The organism is Streptomyces sp. NPDC093544 (assembly GCF_040683495.1).
GTDB lineage: Bacteria > Actinomycetota > Actinomycetes > Streptomycetales > Streptomycetaceae > Streptomyces.
In genome coordinates this window covers 11,996-32,630 of sequence record NZ_JBFBEA010000021.1, presented here as the reverse complement: position 1 = coordinate 32,630, position 20,635 = coordinate 11,996, and the positions used below count along the sequence as shown (strand labels likewise).

The window sequence follows — 20,635 nt, the reverse complement described above, 5'->3', positions numbered from 1 at the left end:
TACTCCTGACTGCCCCATACCGGGGTGAAGTTGAAAGGGGAGATCCGTGCAGGTGGGGCGGGCGGCGCGGGTGCGCGTCACCACCACCCCGACGACTTCTTGGCCGCCTTGGCGCGGGCGGCTTCGGTGACGAGCCGCTGCCTTTCGACCTGCAACGCAGTCAGTTCCGCGATCAGTCGCGTCTCAGCGGATGTGGTGAGGGAGTCGATTCGGTTGTCTGCGCGGGTGGTGCTCTTGCCTCGCAGGGTGCGGTAGGAGCCGCCGGCGAGGGCGGCGAGCATCGCGCGGCGCTCGGATCCGGTGAGCGGCCAGGTCTCGCCCTGGCGGACCGCTTCGAGCTTGCGGTTCGTCTCACGGATCGCACGGTCGAGCCGGCGGGTGTCAGCGTTGCCCATGGTTGGTACTCCTCACGGACTGTCGGGGTAGGCGCAGGGAACGCAGGTGCCGAGCGAGAGCGGGATGACGTATCCGGCATCGCGTCGGCACTGCGGGCAGGTGCGGCGAGCGAGGTTGGCCTTGGCCAGCGCCGCCCGTTTCGCCGGCGTCATCGGCCGGACCGGTTTGGCGTGGTCGAGGCGGTAGAGGTAGGCGACCAGCGGGCCGCGCCGGTAGCGGGGGCGCAGGACCTGCGCGGCGATGGGCTGTCCGCCCGGACGCAGGCCACGCGCCCGCAACTGGCGGCGCGTGACCATGCCGTCCGGTGCCATTCGCCAGGGGAAGGTGGGGATGCCGTGGCGGGCGCCGTGGGGGTCGAAGCACTTGCCGTACGAGCGGCCCATCACGGGGTGGTGGCGCGTTCGGCGAGCAGGGTGTCCCGCAGCATCCGGGCGTTGGCCGGCGAAGTGTGGACCTCACGGCGGATGCCCTCAGCGGTCACCTTCGCGGCCGGCCAACCGGCCGTCACCGTGCGCGCCTCATCAAGCAGTTGAGCCGCAGTCCGCTTCGGCCGAGGCGATCGGGCTACCTCGGGAAGTCGACCGGTTGCCCGACGGCGGGACGACTCTGCTGCTACCGGACGCCGCTGGATCGATGCGACGGGAGTCGACGCGATGGCGGGTACGGGCTTGAACGGCAGAGCCGACTTCAGGAAGTCGACTGCGACCGGATCGGGCATCCGCAGCGGAGCGACGGTGATCGGTGCGGGGGTCGATACTGCGAGGTCAGCCGTAGACCGATTGCTCACGATCTCGGTCGATTCCTCCGCATTTGCGATCACATCGGGAATCGGGGTGGGGTGGTGGTGCAGCACCTTCGCGACCAGATCGGATCCGAAGTAGATCGAGCCGACCGGAAGTGATGTGGCGAGCAGGACCAGCGCGTAGTTGGCGGGGTCCCAGTCGGCGAGCCGTCCCCAGTCGACGGTGCGGCCGTGCAGCTCGGGTACGAGTCCGTGGACGTAGTTGAGGACCAGCGAGGCGATCGTGTAGGTGCCTAGCACCCGCAGCGCGAACTTCCGGTCCTTGCCCGTCAGAACCAGGGCAGCGATCAGGGCCAGGGCCATCAGGCCGTCGACCACGAACGGGTAGAGCGTCGCGGCCGTGTTGTCCGCGCCGATCGCGCCGGCCACGTCCCGCAGCGCGTTCCAGGAGACCCGGAACGCCATGCCGACCACGGCGACCAGGGCCAGGACCAGGAGGGCTTTGCCCTTGTGGTTCAGGTTCATCGCTGACCGCCCCGAAGTCGCCGGCCGTGCAGTACCCAGCCGACGAACTGCATCAGGCCGCCGGCCGCGATGACGTACCGCCAGGCCTGCTCGTGGGTCGCGAAAACGGCCACGGACGCGGTGATCGCGGTCACCGAGCCCAGCATGACGAGCAGCAGGGCCAGGCTCTTGGGGGAAGGGTTCGCGCTCATGCGCCCACCTCCGGGAGGACCGGGGAGGCCGTGTTCGCCAGCGAGCGGCGGGCCGCCAGCACGCGGCGGTGGGCGCGGCGGACACGCCGCGCGTCCAGCTCCGTCGGCGTGCGGTCCAACATGATGATCTGCGCGTCCAACAGGTCGACGTCCGCCCGGATGACGGGCATCTCGCGGTCGATCGCGTCCAGCTCAGCGGCCGTCGGCTCCATGAAGTCGGAGAACGCGGTAACAGCATCCTGAACAGTGACGATGGTGCTCATAGGGTCGTGGTTCCTCTCACCAGGAACGGCCCGAACAGCGGCGCCCGGGGTGCAACCCGGGCGCCGCGCGCCGTTGAAGTCGGAAGCTCCGGCTCCCCTCAGCGCTGCACGTGCGAGACGTGCAGCGGAGGCAACCGGCCGCAGCCACTGAGCTGCGGAAAGGTCAGTCGCGCTGTACCGCACACGGGGACAGAACCCGCGCACGCCGCCCTCTTGCTTGCAGAGGTGGAGCGGCTACCTCAGGCACACTGTTGAGTTTTCAAATAACTAGCACTCCCTTCGTACTCACCCCCTCGGGCTTTCCTCCGGTGCGCCATACGTGCAGGTCAGGCAAGGCTTAATGGTCACCTCCCGTGTTGCCTAGGGGGGGTTGCCGTTCTGCTTGTTAGGTACCGTAGGCAAAGTCGAGGCTGCGCGCAACCCCCTCTCGCGATACAGTTCGTTAGCCCCCCTAGGCGAGCATTGGAGAGCCGTGCACGACGAGATGAAGCGGGTCGCTGAAATCGCGGCACCGGTCGACAGAGCCAAGGCAGCAATTGACCTGATGGCGACCTATCAAGGCTGGGTGCTGGAGCTGTCCCGCATCCGGCGTGAGGCCATTGAGGAAGCGCAGGCATCCGGCATGACCCAAGCCGAGATCGCCACGAAACTCGGCGTCAGTCGCGGGCGCGTAGGGCAGCTAGCATCTGCCGGCCCACCCCCGGAGCGTGCGTTCTTCGGCACGGACCAGGTGACGGTGTCGCTCGGCGGCAAGTACGAAGCGGGCAAGGGCCCCGACCAGAAGCCGAGCGAGGTTGTGACCAGGGAAGACCTCGACAACTTCGAGCACCTGCGCAAGTTGCTAGGTGGGATGAAGCTTGAGGCCGAGTACGACGTGATCCCACCCACGGGAATCGTCAACCTCAACCGCGACAACCACGTGGTGATCTGTGGACCGCGACTGTCCCCGATCGTCGCCCAAGTACTTGAGGGGGACGACAACCTGCGGTTTGAGAAAGACCGAGCGTGGCACCTGGTGGATCGGAAGGCCGGGAAGAAGTACCGCTCGCCGCAGGACGAGGATGGCTCAGCGGGTGACTTCGGCTACCTGGGGCGGCTTCCCCGACTGGACGGACGTGGCACGTTCCTGTACATCGCCGGCGTCCACGCCATCGGCGCCAACGGCGTCGTGCACTTCCTGGAAAACAACCTCGCTGAGCTGTATAGAGAGGTCCGCACCAAACGGTTTTCGACGCTCATCTCCTGCCGCTACGACCCCGATACGCTCACCGTGCTGGAGAGCCGTCGCGTCACGCCGTTGTACCGACACGAGGGATGATCATGCGCGTCTGTCTGGACACTCGCCCCGGGGGAGTCAACCCGAACGAGGATTGGGGAGCAGGAACGCCGACGCTCGCCATCGTGCTGGACGGACTTAGCACGGTGGGGCTGACCACGGGATGCCAGCACGGTGTTCCTTGGTACGTCGCTCACCTAGGTGGTCAGCTTGTAGCAGCCCTGGCGGACACGGATCGTCCGCTCTCGGACGGGTTGGCTGAGGCTCTCGAACGCGTTGCGGAGCTGCACCCCGAGTGCGACCTGAAGAACCCGGGCACGCCGTCAGCCACCGTCGCGGTTTTGCGGCGGCGGCTTGACGTCCTTGACCACCTGGTTCTCGCAGACTCGCCGATCGTCTTTGAGGGGGCAGAGGAGTACTCGGTGATCACTGATCTTCGAGTGGACGACATCCTGCCGAAGATGAGAGCCGAAGTTGAGCAACACGAGACGCACACGCCAGAGCACAGAGAAGCCCTGCAACGATTCGTGAGCGCGCAACGGCAAGTGCGCAACACGCCAGATGGGTACTGGGTGGCAGCGGCAGGGCCAGAGGCGTCGGCGCATGCCCTGACCGGCACGACGGCGTTGGGCGATGTGCATGCCGCCGCAGTGATGTCCGATGGCGTATCGAGGCTTGTGACCGAGTACGGGATGGTGACTTGGTCCGACGTGTTCGCAACGCTGCGGACGGGAGGCCCCCGGGAGTTGATCGACACCGTACGCAAGGTGGAAGCGACGGACCCAACTGGACGCCGGTGGCCACGGTACAAGTCTGGGGATGACGCAACCGTGGCGTTCTGCCAATGGTGACCTCACCAGCGAAAAGAGCGCCGCACCCTGACATCAACGGCTGACATCAACAGCCACGTACACCGACGCACAGTCGCGGACCCTCGTGTCTACGCGATGCCGGATAGTGGCTGCGGAGAGGCTGGTTGGCGGGATCTGCGGGCAGGGGGAACGCGCCTACGGATCAGAAGGTTGCAGGTTCGAATCCTGCCGAGTGCACACAGGTGAGGGGCCCCGGATCACTCCGGGGCCTCTTGCGTTTTCGCGTCGTACAGCAGCGAAGCACAGCAACGGCTGATGTCAGCCGCTCGGCAGTCCAAGAGGTGACTCGGGGGATGGTGTGACGGACACATCGAGGTTCTTTGGGCGGACAGGGCGAGTAGTGGCGCTCACCTTGATGTCTTGTGGCTGGGTGGTCGCCGTGATCGACAACTTCGTCGCCTTGCCTCACATCAGTTGGTCCGGTTGGGCACTGGTTCTCGTGGGCTGCGTATTTCTGCCGTGGGAGTGGCGAAGCGTCCGGCGTCGAGGGACTTCGTACGACGTGCGGTAGGCCAAGGGTGTATCTAAAGAGGCGGCCGGCGCGGTTGTCGTGCTGCACGGGGCGAAGTCGGGGCTGTTGGCGAGTCGGCGGAAGGTCATTACGCAGAACACCGTTGGCGTGCCGGGCACCTCGGAGGCGTACGACCGGTTCGGTGCCGCCACGGCCACGGCGGATCTGAACCGGGACGGGTACGCGGATCTGGTCGTCTCCTCGCCCTACGAGAGCACGACGAAGGGTGCCAATGCCGGGACGGTGACGGTCCTGTGGGGGAGCAGCGATGGCCTCACCAAGGGTACCGACCTGCCGACGCCGGAGAGCGAGCCGCTGTACTACGGGCTGGACCTGGCCGCTGTCAGTACCGGCTCGGGAGCCAAGACCGAGGTCCTGGCGGGTGGTTGGAGCGGGGCCGTCCGCTTCACCGGGCCCTTCAGCCGCACCGGCACGTTCGGCAGCTCGGCGATACCGGCGGACCGGGTTGTCAGTGCTGGCCTTTACGCTTTCGGTAATGGCACAGGCGTGGAGATGTACGGGGCTGCGGTGGGCCGGGGGTGGCCCCGTGCTCGGGTGGGACGGGGGGCGGAGCAGTGCGTTGTCCTGGGGGAAGCGGGTTGCGTTCGGCGTCGTGGAGGGGGGCGTACGGAGGTGCGTGGGGGCGCGGGGGAACGCGTGTCCGGTGGGGGCCGTGGTGGCCGGGCGGAGTGTCGGAGCCCGGTGCGAGGAGTGCGGGCGGCTGGACCGGGCTCACTCCGTCGCGGCGGACACCATCGCCGATGACCTTCGGCCCTACTCCGTCTATCTGGCCTGGTTCGGGCCCGGGATGGTCAAGGTCGGGATCACCGCCGTCGAGCGCGGGTCCGCTCGGCTCCTGGAGCAGGGAGCCGTTGTCTTCAGCCGGCTGGGGCGGGGGCCGCTGATGGCCGCCCGGCGGAGCGAGGAGCTGTTGCGCACGGTCCTCGGCGTACCGGACCGGATTCCCTACGACGCCAAGCGGGCCGTCCGGAGTGTGCTGCCGGACGCGGAGGTCCGGGCGGCGGAGGTCCGTGAGCTGCACGCACGGGCCGTGGGGCTCGGCGGGTGGCCGGAGTCCCTGGAGCGGATGCCGTTCGAGGCGGTCGATCACGCCGGTGCCTTCGGGCTCGGCGGGTTGCCACCGGCCTGGGGCGTCGTCAGCGAGCTTGTCGCGGGGGGTGCGGTGAGCGGGGAGCTGGTGGCCGCCGCCGGGCCCGATCTGCATCTGGCCACCGAGCGCGGGATCGTCGTCCTCGACACGCGACTGATGACCGGGTGGGAGCTGACCGCCGCACCCGCCGCACCCGCCTCAGCCGCGGCACCCACCGCGCCCATCGCACCCACCGCACCTGCTCCGGACACCGCAGCTCCTGTCACGGAAGCCACCGCTACCGGCCCGGCCACCGGCACCGGTACCCGCACTGGCACTGGCACCGAAGACAGAATCACCTTCCCAGTGAGGGAGTTGAAGGATTCGAAGGACACCGCCGTCCAGGACGGGCTCTTTTGAAGGGGCGGAATGGTCAAGACTTCGATCCCTTTTGGACCCCGTTCGGAAAGGCGCTGGACGTCGGGGAACGCATGGCCCGAGAGTGGCGGACATGAGCGATCACCTCATTGCACCTGTCGCCGCCCACGAACCTCCGTACTACGCCGTCGTGTTCACGTCCCTGCGGACGGAAGGCGACAACGGGTACGGCGAGACCGCCGATCGCATGGGCGAGCTGGTCAAGGAGGTTCCAGGGTTCCTCGGGGAGGACTCCGCGCGGACGCCCGGCGGGCTCGCGATCACTGTCGCCTACTTCCGGGACGAGGCCGGCATAGAGGAGTGGCGGAACCATCTGGAGCACCGGGCGGCGAAGAAGCACGGGCGCGAGCATTGGTACGAGCGTTACAGCATCCACATTGCCAAGGTCGAGCACAGCCACGGGTTCGAGCGGGAGCGGGAGCGGGAGCGGGCGTGAACGGGAACGGGAACGGGACGGATGGCCGGCACGATGCCGACGACGTACGGCAGTTCTGGACGCGGCTCGGGCTGCCCGGGCTCGTCGACATCCACGCCCACTTCATGCCCGAGCGCGTCCTGCGCAAGGTGTGGGCCTACTTCGACGGGCTCGGACCGCTGACCGGCGGTGTCGAGTGGCCGATCACCTATCGCGGGGACGAGGACGAACGGCTCGCGGTGATCCGGGAGTTCGGGGTGCGGGCCTTTACGGCTTTGCTGTATCCGCACCGGGCGGGCATGGCCCAGTGGCTCAACGGCTGGGCCGCCGACTTCGCTCGGCGGACCCCGGACTGTCTGCACACCGCGACGCTGTTTCCCGAGCCGGGCGTCGAGACGTATGTGCGTGAGGCCGTCGAGGCGGGGGCGCGGGTGTTCAAGGCGCATGTGCAGGTGGGGGCGTACGACCCGGGTGACCCGCTCCTGGACCCCGTCTGGGGACTGCTCGCCGAGGCCGGGATTCCGGTCGTGACGCACTGCGGGTCCGGGCCAGCGCCCGGCAAGTACACCGGGCCGGGACCGGTGGCCGGGGTGCTCGCCCGGCATCCCCGGTTGCGGCTGGTCGTCGCGCATCTCGGGATGCCCGAGTACGAGGACTTCCTCGGGCTCGCGGAGCGGTACGGGGAGGTGCGGTTGGACACGACCATGGCGTTCACGGACTTCAGCAAGCGTTTCTCGCTGTTTCCGGCCGAGGCGCTGCCCCGGCTCGCCGACCTGGGCGACCGGGTCCTCCTCGGCACCGACTTCCCGAACATCCCGCACCCGTACGTCCATCAGCTGCACGTCCTGGAGCGGCTCGGCCTGGGTGACGACTGGCTGCGAGCCGTTTGCTACGAAAACGGGGCGCAGCTGTTCGGGATCCCGCACCCCACCGAGTTCACGCGTCCCACGGGGACCTCGCACTCCTCGGGGACCTCGCACTCCACCGGGGCCCCGAACCCCACCGGGACTCCGTACCCCTTCGGGATCACGCCGTCACAGTGAGCGCTGAGCGCTTCCAAGGTGTTCCCTGAGAGGCGCCTGTGCGTTTCTCAGGAAAATCACAGGTTCCGGAAAGGATGCTCTCAGCGGCGCCGAGCAATGTGTCGGCTATGACCACGACCTCGCCCCAGGGGCGCACCGAACTGCTGAGGCCGGACGGGAGCCCCGTCCGAGTGCTTGTGGTGGACGACGAGCTGTCGATCACCGAGCTGTTGTCCATGGCCCTTCGCTATGAAGGCTGGCAGATCCGCAGCGCGGGTGACGGGACGGGAGCGATTCAGACCGCTCGCGACTTCCGGCCGGACGCCGTCGTCCTCGACATGATGCTGCCCGACATGGACGGGCTGACCGTCCTGGGGCGACTGCGGCGTGAGCTGCCCGACGTGCCCGTTCTGTTCCTCACCGCAAAGGACGCCGTCGAGGACCGCATCGCCGGGCTCACCGCCGGCGGCGACGACTACGTCACCAAGCCCTTCAGCCTCGAAGAGGTCGTGGCCCGGCTGCGCGGGCTGATCCGCCGCTCCGGCGCCGCCGACCGCCGCAGCGACTCCACGCTCGTCGTCGGGGACCTCACCCTCGACGAGGACAGCCACGAGGTCTCGCGGAGCGGCGAGGGCATCCACCTCACCGCGACCGAGTTCGAGCTGCTGCGCTTCCTGATGCGCAACCCGCGCCGGGTACTCAGCAAGGCGCAGATACTCGACCGCGTGTGGTCGTACGACTTCGGCGGTCAGGCCAATGTCGTCGAGCTGTACATCTCGTACCTGCGCCGCAAGATCGACGCCGGTCGCGAGCCGATGATCCACACGCGGCGCGGAGCCGGTTATCTGATCAAGCCCGCGGCGTCATGAGCGGACGACGACGGCCGCGAGCGCAGAAGAGGCGAGGACGACAGCCGCGCACCCTGCGGACGCGGCTCGTCGTCTCGGGGGTGGCGCTCATCGCCGTGGTCTGTGCGGTGATCGGCACGGTGACCACCATCGCGCTGGGCCAGCATCTGTATCAGCAGCTGGACAGCCAGCTGAGCGAGGCCGCCGTACGTGCGGCCGGCGGCCCGCTGAAGCAAGGGGGCGGGAACCCGGAGGCCAATGGCCAGCTCCCGGGGGCCACCAACAACTCCAACTCGGCGGACAACACCTTCGAATTCCTCACCAAGGGGCCGAGCCCGGAGGACACCATCGCCGCAGTGGTGGAGAACGGTGGGATCACCAAGGCGGTCGTCTCCCAGGAGAAGACCTCCACCACCGGCGGCTTCGACGGCATGGACACCAAGAACCTCACCGAGGCGCAGATTGCGGCGCTCGGCTCGGTGTCGAAGACCGGCGTGCACAGCGTGGACATTCCGGGGCTCGGTGAGTACCGCGTCAAGTTCCAGCACGGTCCCAGGGGCGACTTCTATGTCGCCATCCCCACCAAGTCCGTCACCAACACCATCAGCACCCTCATCATCGTCGAGGTGAGCGTCACCGGCGCCGGTCTGATCGCCGCCGGTATCGCGGGCAGTGTGCTCGTCGGCGTGGCCCTGCGCCCGCTGCGCCGGGTCGCCGCCACCGCCACCCGCGTCTCCGAACTCCCCCTGCACAGCGGCGAAGTCACCCTGTACGAGCGTGTCCCCGAGTCCGAGGCCGACCCGCACACCGAGGTCGGCCAGGTCGGCGCGGCCCTCAACCGGATGCTCGACCACATCCACGGCGCCCTGCACGCGAGACAGCAGAGCGAGACGCGGGTACGGCAGTTCGTCGCGGACGCGAGCCATGAGCTGCGTACGCCGCTGGCGTCCATCCGCGGATACGCCGAGCTGACCAGACGCGGCCGCGAGGAGACCGGGCCCGACACCCGGCACGCGCTGGGCCGGATTGAATCCGAAGCCGGGCGTATGACGTTCCTCGTCGAGGACCTTCTGCTGCTCGCGCGGCTCGACGCCGGGCGGCCGTTGCAGTACGAGCAGACCGACCTCGTACCGCTCGTCATCGACTCAGTGAGCGACGCACGGGCCGCCGGGCGCGATCACAACTGGCGTCTGGAGCTGCCCGACGAGCCCGCTCTCGTCCTCGCGGACGCGGCCCGGTTGCAGCAGGTCATGGTCAATCTGTTCGCGAATGCACGCACGCACACACCACCGGGTACGACGGTGACGGCACGTGTCCGCCAGCAAGGACCGTGGCTCTGCGTGGATGTCCAGGACGACGGCCAGGGCATTCCGGCGGACCTGCTCCCGCACGTCTTCGAACGTTTCGCACGCGGCGATACCTCGCGCTCCCGCTCCTCCGGCTCGACCGGTCTCGGCCTTGCCATCGTGCAGGCCGTCGCCTCCGCTCACGGGGGCGCGGTGACCGTCGACAGTGTTCCCGGACGTACGGTGTTCACCCTGCATTTGCCCGCGCTGCCGGTGGAAACGTCTGTAACAAGTTCGCAAACGTACTCACAGGTGCAGCACAGTGCCACCACATGGGTGCAACAGGGCGCATGACGAAACTAGTTGGCATGCGAACCGACTCTTCTCCCGGCAACTTGCCGGCGCGGGAGCACCTCCCGGCCGGAAATGCCGGTACGCCTGTCCTGGACGTAGTGATCCCCGTCTACAACGAGGAGAAGGACCTTCAGCCGTGTGTGATGAGACTGCACGAGCACCTCAAGCGCACCTTCCCGTACGAGTTCCGCATCACCATCGCGGACAACGCGTCGACCGACGCGACTCCGCAGGTCGCCGCACAGCTGGACGTCGAGATACCGGAAGTCAGGGCCTTCCGGCTGGAGCAGAAGGGCCGGGGCCGGGCGCTGCGCACGGTGTGGTCCGCCTCGGACGCGCCGATCCTCGCGTACATGGACGTGGACCTGTCCACCGACCTCAACGCTCTGCTGCCGCTGGTGGCCCCGCTGATCTCGGGCCACTCGGACCTCGCGATCGGCTCGCGGCTCGCGCGGAGTTCGCGCGTGGTGCGCGGTGCCAAGCGCGAGTTCATCAGCCGTACGTACAACCTCATTCTGCGCGGTTCGCTGCAAGCGCGCTTCTCCGACGCCCAGTGCGGCTTCAAGGCGATCCGGCGTGATGTCGCCCAGGTGCTGCTGCCGCTGGTCGAGGACACCGGCTGGTTCTTCGACACCGAGATGCTGGTGCTCGCCGAGCGGGCCGGGCTCCGTATCCACGAGGTGCCGGTCGACTGGGTCGACGACCCTGACTCGACGGTCCACATCGTCAAGACCGCGACGGACGACTTGAAGGGCGTCTGGCGCGTCGGCCGCGCCCTCGCCACCGGTTCGCTGCCGCTCGACCGGCTCGCCCGGCCCTTCGGGGACGACCCGCGCGACCGCGAGCTGACCGACGTACCCAAGGGCCTCGCCCGCCAGCTCGTCGGCTTCTGCGTGGTCGGCGCCCTGTCCACGCTCGTCTACCTGCTGCTCTACAGCGGCTTCCGGACGTTCTCCGGCTCGCAGGTCGCCAACGCGCTCGCCCTGCTGGTCTCGGCGGTCGCCAACACGGCCGCCAACCGACGTCTGACCTTCGGCGTACGCGGCCGGGGCGGCGCCGTCCGCCACCAGGCCCAGGGCCTGGTCGTGTTCGGTATCGGCCTCGCCCTCACCAGCGGTTCGCTCGCCGCACTGAACGCGGCGACGACCGACCCCGGGCACTCCACCGAACTGGCGGTGCTCATCGCCGCCAACCTCGCGGCGACGGTGCTGCGGTTCCTGCTCTTCCGGGCCTGGGTCTTCCCCGACCGGCGCGACGAGACTCCCTCCCCCGTCGTGGCGGGCCACCACCCGGCTTCCCCCACCTACTCGACGGCGGCTCCGCAGCAGTACCAGAGCTATCAGGGTCACCAGGGTCACGAGCACCCGCCGCTGCCCCAAGTTCCGTACGACACAGACCAGTTCCGCGCCGGCGAAGCCGCGGACCGCACCTACGGGGACGCGACCATGCAACTGGAAGCGGTGCGCCCGTACGACGACGATCCGAATCCGAGGAACGCGCGATGACGACTCAGTCCGATACGAGCTATCAGGGGGGAGCGAATCCCCCCACCGGTACCGCGGATCCCGCCGCGGGGCCCACGGCCTCGACGGCCGTACACGAGCCGGTCGTGCCCACCGCCTCCCCCGACTCCGGTGAGCCCAAGCAGCCCTTCGCACGTCGCGTCTGGCGCGGCCGGCCCGAGGACCCGAGCTGGGCGCGCCCCGCGTTCCTCGGTCTGCTGGTCGCCACCGCGGTCCTGTACCTGTACAACCTGAGCGCCTCCGGCTACGCCAACTCCTTCTACTCCGCGGCCGTCCAGGCCGGCAGTGAGAGCTGGAAGGCCTTCTTCTTCGGCTCGCTGGACGCCTCCAACGCCATCACCGTCGACAAGCCGCCGGCCTCGCTCTGGCCGATGGAGCTGTCGGTACGGATCTTCGGTCTCAGCTCGTGGGCGATCCTCGTTCCCGAGGTGCTCATGGGCGTCGCCACGGTCGGCGTCCTGTACGCGGCCCTGCGCCGCCGCTTCAGCCCGGCAGCGGGTCTGATCGCGGGCGCGGTGCTCGCGCTCACCCCTGTCGCCGCGCTGATGTTCCGGTTCAACAACCCGGACGCGATCCTCGCGCTGCTGATGACCGTCACGGTCTACTGCGTGATCCGCGCCCTGGAGGACGGCCGTACGAAGTGGCTGGTCTGGGCGGGTGTCGCGGTCGGCTTCGCCTTCCTGTCGAAGACCTTGCAGGCCTTCCTGGTCCTGCCGCCGCTCGCCATCCTGTACGCGGTCTGCGCGCCGGTGAAGCTGAAGAAGCGGTTCGTGCAGCTGGGCTGGTCGACGCTCGCGCTGCTCGTCTCGGGCGGCTGGTGGGTCGCGATCGTCGAGCTCTGGCCGGCGTCGTCCCGCCCGTACATCGGCGGCTCGCAGAACAACTCCTTCCTTGAACTGACCTTCGGCTACAACGGACTTGGCCGCATCAGCGGCGACGAGGCCGGCAGTGTCGGCGGCGGCGCCGCCGGTACCACCGGGAGGTGGGGCGAGACCGGCTGGGACCGGATGTTCGGCGACGAGGTCGGCAGCCAGATCGCGTGGCTGCTGCCGGCCGCGCTTATCCTCTTCGTCGCGGGTCTGGTGCTCAGCCGGAAGGCCAAGCGGACCGACCTGGTGCGCAGTTCGTTCCTCGCCTGGGGCGGCGCGCTGCTGATCACCACGCTGATCTTCAGCTACATGGCCGGAATCTTCCACCAGTACTACACGATCGCCCTGGCCCCCTACATCGCCGCCCTGGTCGGCATGGGCGCGACGGTGCTGTGGGCGGAGCGCGCCAAGATCTGGGCCTCGCTCACCCTCGCCGCCTCGGTCACCGCGACCGCGGCCTGGGGGTACGTCCTCCTCAACCGCGCCCCCGACTACCTGCCCTGGCTCAAGTGGCTGGTCCTCGTCGGCGGTCTGGTCGGCGCCCTCGGTCTGATCTTCGTGGCCAAGCTGGGCCGCCAACTGGCCCTTGCCGTCGCCGCGTTGAGCTTCGTGGCTGCGGTCGCGGGTCCGACCGCGTACACGCTCAGCACGGTGAACACCGGGCACACCGGGTCCATCGTGACGGCCGGTCCTGCGGGCGCGAGCAGGGGCGGGTTCGGCGGAGGCGGTGGCGGCGCAGGCGGTGGCATGCGCGGCGGCGCGCCTGGCCAGAACCAGCAGGGTGGCACCACGGGCCAGCCCCCGACCGGTGGCGGCGGTGGCTTCCCCGGCGGTGGCGCGAACGGCAACACCCAGCAGCAGGGCCAAGGCGGCACGGCCGGCGGCCGTGCGGGCGGAGGCGGCATGGGCGGTGGCGGCGCGGCCGGCCTGCTCAACGGCGCGACCGTCACCGACGAGGCGAAGTCACTGCTGGAGAAGAACGCCGGCGACTACACCTGGGCGGCCGCGGCCATCGGCGCCCAGAACTCCGCCAACTACCAGCTCGCCACGGGTGACCCGGTGATGGCGATCGGCGGCTTCAACGGCACCGACCCCTCGCCGACACTGGCCCAGTTCCAGCAGTACGTGGCCGACGGCAAGATCCACTACTTCATCTCCAGTTCGACAGGTGGTGCCGCCATGGGTGGCGGCAGCAGTGAGGGCACCTCCTCCCAGATCACCACGTGGGTCGAGGCCAACTACACGAAGGTGACGGTCGGTACGGCCACCTTCTATGACCTGACGCAGCCGACCAGCAGTAGCTGACGGTTTCCTTCCAAGGGTGGTGGCCCGGAGCGAACGCTCCGGGCCACCACCCTTTTCGTCCTTTCCGTGCGCCGGCCGATGATCGTGTCTCACGCCGTACAGGGATCGTTCTACGGTGTATGGCATGTCCCTCGTTCAAACCCCCCAAGGGCACCCCCAGCGCTGGCTCATCCTCGGCGTCATCTGCCTCGCGCAGCTCACCGTGCTGCTCGACAACACCGTGCTGAACGTCGCGATCCCCTGCCTCACCCGGGAGCTCGGCGCGGGAACCGCCGACATCCAGTGGATGATCAACGCGTACTCCCTGGTGCAGCCCGGGCTGCTGCTCACAGCGGGCAGCGCGGCCGACCTCCCCCACGCCTAAAGGGCGCGGGGGGACCCCATCGGCCGCAAGAAGATGCTGGTCGCCGGTCTCGTGCTGTTCGGGATCGGCTCGGTGGTGGCCGGACTCGCCGATTCCACCGGGCAGTTGATCGCCGCGCGGGCGGGGATGGGCGTCGGCGGCGCACTGTTGCTGACCACCACGCTCGCCGTCGCGATGCAGATCTTCACGCCCGAAGAACAGCCGAAGGTGATCGGCATCTGGAGCGCCGTCAACGCGATCGGCTTCGCGGCGGGGCCGCTTCTCGGCGGGTTCGTGCTGGACCACTTCTGGTGGGGCGCGATCCTCCTGGTCAATCTGCCGGTCGTGGCGCTGGGGCTCGTCGCGGTGGTGGCCCTCGTACCGGAGTCGAAAAACCCGCGCGGGGACCGGCCGGATCTGCTCGGCGCGCTGCTCTCCACCGTCGGGATGGGTGCGCTGGTGTACGCGATCATCTCGGGGCCCGAGCATGGCTGGGCGTCGGGGCGGGTGCCGTTCACGGCGGTGGTCGCGGTGGTGGTGCTGGGCGGGTTCGCGTATTGGGAGAGCCGGATCGCCGATCCGATGCTCGATCTTCAGTTCTTCCGGGACCGCCGATTCACCGGAGCCGTCGCGGGCGCGGTGCTCATCACCTTCGGCATGGGCGGGGCGCTGTTCCTTCTTACCCAGCACCTTCAATTCGTCCTGGGCTAAGGGCCCTTGGAGGCCGGGCTGCGGGTGGCGCCCCTCGCCCTCGCGGTCGTCGCGCTGAACTTCTCCGGCCTTTCGGCGAAGTGGACGGCGAAGCTCGGGACACCAGTGTCGATCGCTCTCGGCATGGTGCTGATGTCGGCCGACCTGGTGTCGATCGCGACGCCGGCCGCGGACGGGTACGGCGGCACGCTGCTCGGGCTGCTGCTGATCGGCGTGGGCTGCGCGATCGCCAACCCTGCCATGGCGCACGCCATCATGAGCGCGATACCCCGGGAGAAGGCGGGCGTCGGCGCCGGCATCAACGGCACGCTCGCCGAGTTCGGCAACGGCCTGGGTGTGTCCGTGCTCGGCGCGGTCCTCAACTCCCGTTTCGCCGCGGTGATTCCGGTGGCCGCGACCTCGCTGCCCGCGGCGCTCGCGTCGGCCGGTACGGCGGACGAGCGGGGGCGGATCACGGACGCGTTCTCGGCGGGTCTTGAGACCAGCCAGCTGGTGGGTGCGGTCGCCGTCCTTCTCGGCGGACTGCTGGCGGCGGCGGCGGCGTTGTTGCGGCGGGCGGAGAGGGAAGAATCCGCTGTGGCGGTTTCCGTGTGACGCCCGCTTAGCATCGTCAAGAGGGGCGGATCGGAGAGTTCCGGCCCACTTGCTTGAGGTATCGAGTTCCGAGGAAGGTGCGCCATGGTGAGGGCGGGCGACCGGGCCGAGCGTCCGGCGCGGGCCAGTGTCTGGCTGGAGGGCAAGGCGCCCCGGGGCGGGGCGGCTCCGCGTGGTGGCGGTCAGCCCTCGGGGCTCGACCGGGACCGGATCACCGAGGTCACGGTGCGGCTGCTCGACGCGGAGGGGATGGCGAAGTTCTCCATGCGCCGGCTGGCCGCCGAGCTGAACGTCACCGCGATGTCCGTGTACTGGTACGTCGACACCAAGGACGACCTGCTCGAACTGGCCCTGGACGCGGTCTTCGGTGAACTGGAGCTGCCGGACCCGGACCCGGAGTCGGGCGAGGACTGGCGGGATCAGCTGCGTGGCCTTGCCGGCGGCTACCGGGCCCTGCTGGTGCGCCACCCCTGGGTGTCCCCGCTCATCGGGACCTTCCTGAACATCGGCCCGCACTCGATGGCTTTCTCGCTCCGTGTGCAGGAGGTGGTCCGAAGGACGGGGCTGCCTCCGCACGGACAGATGGGCGCGCTCTCGGCGGTCTTCCAGTTCGTGTACGGATTCGGCACGATCGAGGGTCACTTCGTGCAGCGGTGTGCCTCGGCGGGGCTGAGCCAGGACGAGTACCACCGCCAGGCCATGAGCACGATCGGCGAACAGCCGCAGCTCGCGGCCCACTTCGAGAGTTCCGCGGATCTCCTGGAGGCGCGCGGCGGTGACACGGTCGAGGAGATGCGGGAGCGGGACTTCGGGTTCGCGCTGGAGTTGCTGATCGCGGGGATCGAGGCGATGGTCGCGCGGGGCGGCTGACTCCGGGGCTGAGCGCGGGGCGCCTACGGGCTGTGGGTGGGTCGGGGCCGCGCCGGTACATCCGCCCGCATCCGAACGGATCGACTGGGGTTTGTCAGTGGCCGTGGGGCTTTGATCCGTTCGGATGCGGGCATTTGACGTACCGACACGGCCCCTTCCGCCGGTGGGCGGGTGCCGCTGCCACTTCGACGGGTGTCAGTCCTGCGGGGCCAGCCGCGCCGGGAATCCGCCGGTCGCGACCGGGCCCCACTTCTCCGGGGTGACCCGGATGATCGACTTGCCCTGCTTGAGCATCGCCTCGCGGTACTCGTCCCAGTCCGGGTGCTCGCCGGCGATGTTGCGGTAGTACTCGACGAGGGGCTCGACGGAGTCGGGCGTGTCCAGGACTTCGGCCGTGCCGTCGACCTGGACCCACGGGCCGTTCCACTCGTCGCTCAGGATGATCAGGCTGACCCGCTCGTCCCGTTTGGCGTTGCGGGTCTTGGCGCGCTCGGGGTACGTCGAGACGACGATGCGGCCGGAGTCGTCGACCCCGCAGGTCAGCGGGGAGCCTTGGGGGCTGCCGTCGGTGCGGCGGGTGAGCAGGATGGCGCGGTGGCGGGGACGTACGAAGTCCAGCAGGTCTTCGCGGGAGACGGGGGTGTTCGTCGCAGTGTTCGGTGCCATGGCTCGCAGCCTAGGGCCTGGGACGGTCGTGTGGCTGTCCCTGCTGTTCCTATGCCTGGGGGAGGGTTTCGCCTTGTAGGGCCTGGATGTCCAGTTCCACCTTCAGCGTTGTGCCGATGGCCGCGATGCCCGCCTGGAGGATCTGGTTGTAGTTCATCGCGAAGTCCTCGCGGTGGAGCTCGGCCGTGGCGCGGAATGCCGCGCGGGTGCCGCCCCAGGGGTCGGCGCCGGTGCCCAGGTAGGCCAGGTCCAGGTCGACCGGGCGTACGACGCCGTGCAGGGTCAGTTCGCCGTGGACGGTCCAGCGGTCGGAGCCCGCGGGGGTGAGGCCCGTCGATTGGTAGGTGATCTCGGGGTACGCGAGGACGTCCAGGAAGTCCGGGGACTTCAGGTGTTCGTCGCGCATCGCGTTGCCGGTGTCGATGGAGGACGCCCTGATCACCGCCTCGACGCGGGACTTGGCCGTCTCGTCCGGGGCGATCTCGATCCGGGCCGCGAAGTCGGTGAAACGACCGTGCACGCTGGAGATGCCCAGGTGCTGGGCCGCGGCGCCGACGGACGAGTGGGCCGGGTCGACGGTCCAGGGGCCGGGCGGCGGCAGTTCGGTGCCGCCCTGGCGGGCGAGGGTCACACTGCCGATCTCGGCCCGGCCGCTCGCCGTGACGATGGCGCTGGAGGCCGTGGGCGCGTATCCGACCGCCGTGACGATCACCGTGTACGCGCCGGGGGCGAGGGGGGTCGTGTCGCGCACGGCTCCTTCGGTGTCCGCCTCGGTACGCAGTACCTGTACGCCGGTCATGTCGGTCACCGTGACGACCGCGTGCGACACGGCCCATCCGTCCCGCGTACGGATCCTTGCGGTCAGTCCCATCCCGTTTTCTCCCTGCAATTCAATGAAAAGTGCTGCGAGTCGGTCAAAAAAGGGCCGGCCCGCGAGGGCGCGCCTCCGCTCAGAGCGCGCGCCCCACGGGCCGGGGTCCGGATTACTCGCCGGGGTGGGCGAGTTCGATGTCGTGGGCGTCGACGCCGCGGCCGTTGACGGTGAGCGCGGTGGCCACCGGCGGGTAGCCCGTCGCGATGACCGTGTACTCGCCGCTGTCCAGGTCGGTGAAGGCGTACGCCCCGTCCGTGCCGGTCCTGGAGGTGCCGACCACGTTGCCTGCCGCGTCGACCAGCGTGACCCGCGCGTCGCCGAGCGGGCCGCCCGGTGCCCGTACGACACCCTGGACCAGGGCGCCGGAGGCGAGCTCGACCTCGACCCGGGTGACACCGGTGCCGCCGACCTCGACGGGCAGGGCCACGGGCCGGTGTCCGGCGGCGTTGACCGCGACGGTCACGGAGCCGGGGATCAGCTCGGCGAAGGTGAACTCGCCCTGCACACCGGTGGTTCCGGTGGACAGGACGTCACCGCGCACATCGGTCACGATGACCATGGCGTCCTTGACCGGGGTTCCGGTCTCCGAGGCCCGTACGACACCGCTCAGGCCGCTCGTGCCGCTCAGCAGGATGTCGTACGTCACCGGCCCGTCGGTCACGAGGACCGTCGAGGCCTGCGGCTGGAAGCCGTCGGCGGAGGCGATCAGGACGTAACTGCCGACGCCTGGCGCGTCCACGGCGTAGGAGCCGTCGGCCTGCGCGACCGAGCGGCCCAACTGCCGTCCGGCGAGCGAGATCAGCGTGACCGCGGCCTGCGGCACGGGTGCGCTCTCGGCGCCGCGGACGTACCCGCGTACCGGAATTCCGCTGGGTGTGGTGGACGTGATGGACGTGGTGGCCATGGGGGTGCTTTCCCTCTCCGACGTGGCGGAGGTCGTGAGTTGCTGTGTGCCTTCGGGGGCTGTTTCCCTCCGCGCCACGGACCCGCTCAGGACCTTCTCATCGGCGGGAGAAGCCGCCTCCGCGGCCTGCGCCAGGGCGCCCGAGGTCCGCAGCGGGACCTCCTTGATGAACAGCGTCACGAAGAAGGCGAGCAGCGCCAGTCCCCCGGCGATCAGGAAGACGTCCGCGATGCCATGGCCGTACGCGCTCTCCACGACGGTACGCAGCGGCGCGGGCAGCGTGTTCACGTCCGGGATGGCACTGTCGGAGCTCGAACCGGACGCCAGGGAGGCGTACTTGGGGCCGAGGTCGGCCAGGCCGTCCTTGGTGTAGTCGGCGATGCGGGTGGCCATGACCGCGCCCAGCGCGGAGACGCCGATCGCGCCACCGAGGGAACGGAAGAACGTCACCGTGGAGCTGGCCGAGCCGAGGTCCGCGGGGGCCACCTGGTTCTGTGTGGACAGCACCAGGTTCTGCATCATCATGCCGATGCCGAGGCCCATCAGCGCCATGAAGATCGCGATGTGCCAGTAGGGCGTGTCGTACCGGATGGTGCCCAGCAGACCCAGCCCGGCGGTGATCAGGACGCCACCGCCGACCAGCCAGTACTTCCAGCGGCCGGTCTTGGTGATGACCCGGCCGGAGACGGTGGAGGAGATGGCCAGACCGGCGATCATCGGGATGGTCATGACGCCGGACATCGTCGGCGACTTGTCCCTGGCCAGCTGGAAGTACTGGCTGAAGAAGACCGTGCCGGTGAACATCGCGACGCCCACGAAGAGCGACGCGATGGAGGAGAGAGTGATGGTGCGGTTGCGGAACAGGCGCAGCGGGATGATCGGCTCACGCGCCTTGGACTCGACGAGCACGAACAGCAGACCGAGCACGATCGAGCCGCCGACCATCGCGTACGTCTGCCACGAGATCCAGTCGTACTTGACGCTGGCGAAGGTGACCCAGACCAGCAGCAGCGAGACCGCGGCGGAGATGAAGAACGCGCCGCCCCAGTCGACCTTCACGTCCCGCTTCACCACGGGCAGGTGCAGGGTCTTCTGGAGCACGATCAGCGCGATGACCGCGAACGGCACACCGACGTAGAAGCACCAGCGCCAGCCGAGCCAGCTCGTGTCGGTGATGACACCGCCGAGCAGCGGACCGCCGACGGTAGCGACCGCGAACGTCGCGCCGAGGTAGCCGGAGTAACGCCCGCGTTCGCGCGGGGAGATCATCGCGGCCATCACGATCTGGGCGAGGGCGGACAGACCGCCGACGCCGACGCCCTGCACCACACGGCAGGCGATCAGCATGCCGGGGTTCTGGGACAGACCCGCGGCGGCTGATCCCAGTACGTAGATGATGAGGGCTATCTGTACGAGCGTCTTCTTGTCGTACAGGTCGGAGAGCTTGCCCCACAGGGGCGTCGTCGCGGTCATGGCCAGCAGCGAGGCCGTGACGACCCAGGTGTAGGCGGACTGGCCGCCGCCCATGTCGCCGATGATCTCGGGGAGCGCGTTGGTGACGATCGTCGACGACAGGATGGCGACGAACAGTCCGAGCAACAGCCCGGAGAGCGCCTCCATGATCTGCCGGTGCGTCATCGGAGCGCCGTCGGAGGATCCGGAGGACCCACCCCCGTGCTTGGCGTGCGCCCGCACACCGGCTGGTGTGGTTGTAGCCATTGATTTCCTTCTGTTGCGTACTTTCGTA

18 protein-coding genes and 2 pseudogenes are annotated in these 20,635 nt (G+C 68.9%); 12 read left to right on the top strand and 8 right to left on the bottom strand.

The window, feature by feature from the left end; all coding sequences use genetic code 11:
* Nucleotides 1-77 precede the first annotated feature (77 nt).
* The 5 genes from AB0N66_RS29335 to AB0N66_RS29315 are packed head-to-tail and all read right to left on the bottom strand — an operon-like array spanning nt 78 to nt 2,117.
* The gene (locus AB0N66_RS29335; RefSeq protein ID WP_365440595.1) at nt 78-395 is read right to left on the bottom strand and encodes a hypothetical protein; all 318 of its coding nucleotides are present in this window, start codon (nt 393-395) and stop codon (nt 78-80) included.
* Between the two features lie 12 nt (nt 396-407).
* Nucleotides 408-779 carry an RRQRL motif-containing zinc-binding protein gene (locus AB0N66_RS29330; RefSeq protein ID WP_365440593.1) on the bottom strand — a complete coding sequence of 124 codons (372 nt, stop codon included), beginning with the start codon at nt 777-779 and terminating at the stop codon, nt 408-410.
* Nucleotides 779-1,663 (bottom strand): DUF2637 domain-containing protein, encoded by an 885-nt coding sequence (locus AB0N66_RS29325; RefSeq protein WP_365440591.1) that lies wholly within the window; start codon nt 1,661-1,663, stop codon nt 779-781. Before AB0N66_RS29325 ends, AB0N66_RS29330 begins: the two co-directional genes overlap by 1 nt.
* Nucleotides 1,660-1,854, bottom strand: coding sequence for a hypothetical protein (locus AB0N66_RS29320; RefSeq protein ID WP_365440589.1), 195 nt, complete (start codon nt 1,852-1,854; stop codon nt 1,660-1,662). Before AB0N66_RS29320 ends, AB0N66_RS29325 begins: the two co-directional genes overlap by 4 nt.
* A complete protein-coding gene (locus AB0N66_RS29315) occupies nt 1,851-2,117 on the bottom strand; it encodes a DUF6284 family protein (protein ID WP_365440587.1) in 267 nt (88 codons plus the stop codon). The genes AB0N66_RS29320 and AB0N66_RS29315 overlap by 4 nt, the downstream gene beginning before the upstream one ends.
* A 472-nt stretch (nt 2,118-2,589) precedes the next feature.
* Between AB0N66_RS29315 and AB0N66_RS29310 the strand changes: the two genes are divergently transcribed.
* The 12 genes and pseudogenes from AB0N66_RS29310 (at nt 2,590) to AB0N66_RS29255 (ending at nt 16,444) form a co-directional block, all read left to right on the top strand.
* Nucleotides 2,590-3,435, top strand: coding sequence for a sigma factor-like helix-turn-helix DNA-binding protein (locus tag AB0N66_RS29310; RefSeq protein WP_365440585.1), 846 nt, complete (start codon nt 2,590-2,592; stop codon nt 3,433-3,435).
* Entirely contained in the window at nt 3,432-4,244 is an 813-nt protein-coding gene (locus tag AB0N66_RS29305) for a hypothetical protein (RefSeq protein ID WP_365440583.1), read from the top strand. Before AB0N66_RS29310 ends, AB0N66_RS29305 begins: the two co-directional genes overlap by 4 nt.
* 571 nt (nt 4,245-4,815) lie before the next feature.
* Nucleotides 4,816-5,019: pseudogene (locus AB0N66_RS29300) on the top strand (FG-GAP repeat protein); the annotation flags it as partial.
* Nucleotides 5,020-5,272: 253 nt separating this feature from the next.
* Nucleotides 5,273-6,286, top strand: a complete 1,014-nt coding sequence (locus AB0N66_RS29295; RefSeq protein WP_365440581.1) for a DUF2797 domain-containing protein — start codon at nt 5,273-5,275, stop codon at nt 6,284-6,286.
* 91 nt (nt 6,287-6,377) lie between these two features.
* The gene (locus AB0N66_RS29290) at nt 6,378-6,740 is read left to right on the top strand and encodes an antibiotic biosynthesis monooxygenase (protein WP_365440579.1); all 363 of its coding nucleotides are present in this window, start codon (nt 6,378-6,380) and stop codon (nt 6,738-6,740) included.
* On the top strand, nt 6,737-7,762 hold the full coding sequence (locus tag AB0N66_RS29285; RefSeq protein ID WP_365440577.1) for an amidohydrolase family protein: 1,026 nt from the start codon (nt 6,737-6,739) through the stop codon (nt 7,760-7,762). Before AB0N66_RS29290 ends, AB0N66_RS29285 begins: the two co-directional genes overlap by 4 nt.
* Nucleotides 7,763-7,869: 107 nt before the next feature.
* On the top strand, nt 7,870-8,610 hold the full coding sequence (locus AB0N66_RS29280) for a response regulator transcription factor (protein ID WP_365440575.1): 741 nt from the start codon (nt 7,870-7,872) through the stop codon (nt 8,608-8,610).
* The gene (locus tag AB0N66_RS29275; RefSeq protein WP_365440573.1) at nt 8,607-10,229 is read left to right on the top strand and encodes a HAMP domain-containing sensor histidine kinase; all 1,623 of its coding nucleotides are present in this window, start codon (nt 8,607-8,609) and stop codon (nt 10,227-10,229) included. Before AB0N66_RS29280 ends, AB0N66_RS29275 begins: the two co-directional genes overlap by 4 nt.
* A 14-nt stretch (nt 10,230-10,243) precedes the next feature.
* Complete coding sequence (locus AB0N66_RS29270; RefSeq protein ID WP_365440571.1) at nt 10,244-11,734, top strand: bifunctional glycosyltransferase family 2/GtrA family protein; 1,491 nt, start codon at nt 10,244-10,246, stop codon at nt 11,732-11,734.
* Nucleotides 11,731-13,926, top strand: a complete 2,196-nt coding sequence (locus AB0N66_RS29265; RefSeq protein ID WP_365440569.1) for a glycosyltransferase family 39 protein — start codon at nt 11,731-11,733, stop codon at nt 13,924-13,926. The genes AB0N66_RS29270 and AB0N66_RS29265 overlap by 4 nt, the downstream gene beginning before the upstream one ends.
* Nucleotides 13,927-14,050: 124 nt before the next feature.
* A pseudogene (locus AB0N66_RS29260) lies at nt 14,051-15,574 on the top strand (MFS transporter).
* 84 nt (nt 15,575-15,658) lie between these two features.
* Complete coding sequence (locus AB0N66_RS29255) at nt 15,659-16,444, top strand: TetR/AcrR family transcriptional regulator (protein WP_365440567.1); 786 nt, start codon at nt 15,659-15,661, stop codon at nt 16,442-16,444.
* A gap of 195 nt (nt 16,445-16,639) precedes the next feature.
* Here AB0N66_RS29255 and AB0N66_RS29250 read toward each other — a convergent pair whose 3' ends face one another.
* The 3 genes from AB0N66_RS29250 to AB0N66_RS29240 form a co-directional block, all read right to left on the bottom strand.
* Nucleotides 16,640-17,110 carry a PPOX class F420-dependent oxidoreductase gene (locus AB0N66_RS29250; protein WP_365440566.1) on the bottom strand — a complete coding sequence of 157 codons (471 nt, stop codon included), beginning with the start codon at nt 17,108-17,110 and terminating at the stop codon, nt 16,640-16,642.
* 49 nt (nt 17,111-17,159) lie between these two features.
* The gene (locus tag AB0N66_RS29245) at nt 17,160-17,981 is read right to left on the bottom strand and encodes a YceI family protein (protein WP_365440564.1); all 822 of its coding nucleotides are present in this window, start codon (nt 17,979-17,981) and stop codon (nt 17,160-17,162) included.
* A 112-nt stretch (nt 17,982-18,093) separates the two neighbouring features.
* The gene (locus tag AB0N66_RS29240) at nt 18,094-20,607 is read right to left on the bottom strand and encodes an MFS transporter (protein WP_365440562.1); all 2,514 of its coding nucleotides are present in this window, start codon (nt 20,605-20,607) and stop codon (nt 18,094-18,096) included.
* Nucleotides 20,608-20,635: the final 28 nt, after the last annotated feature.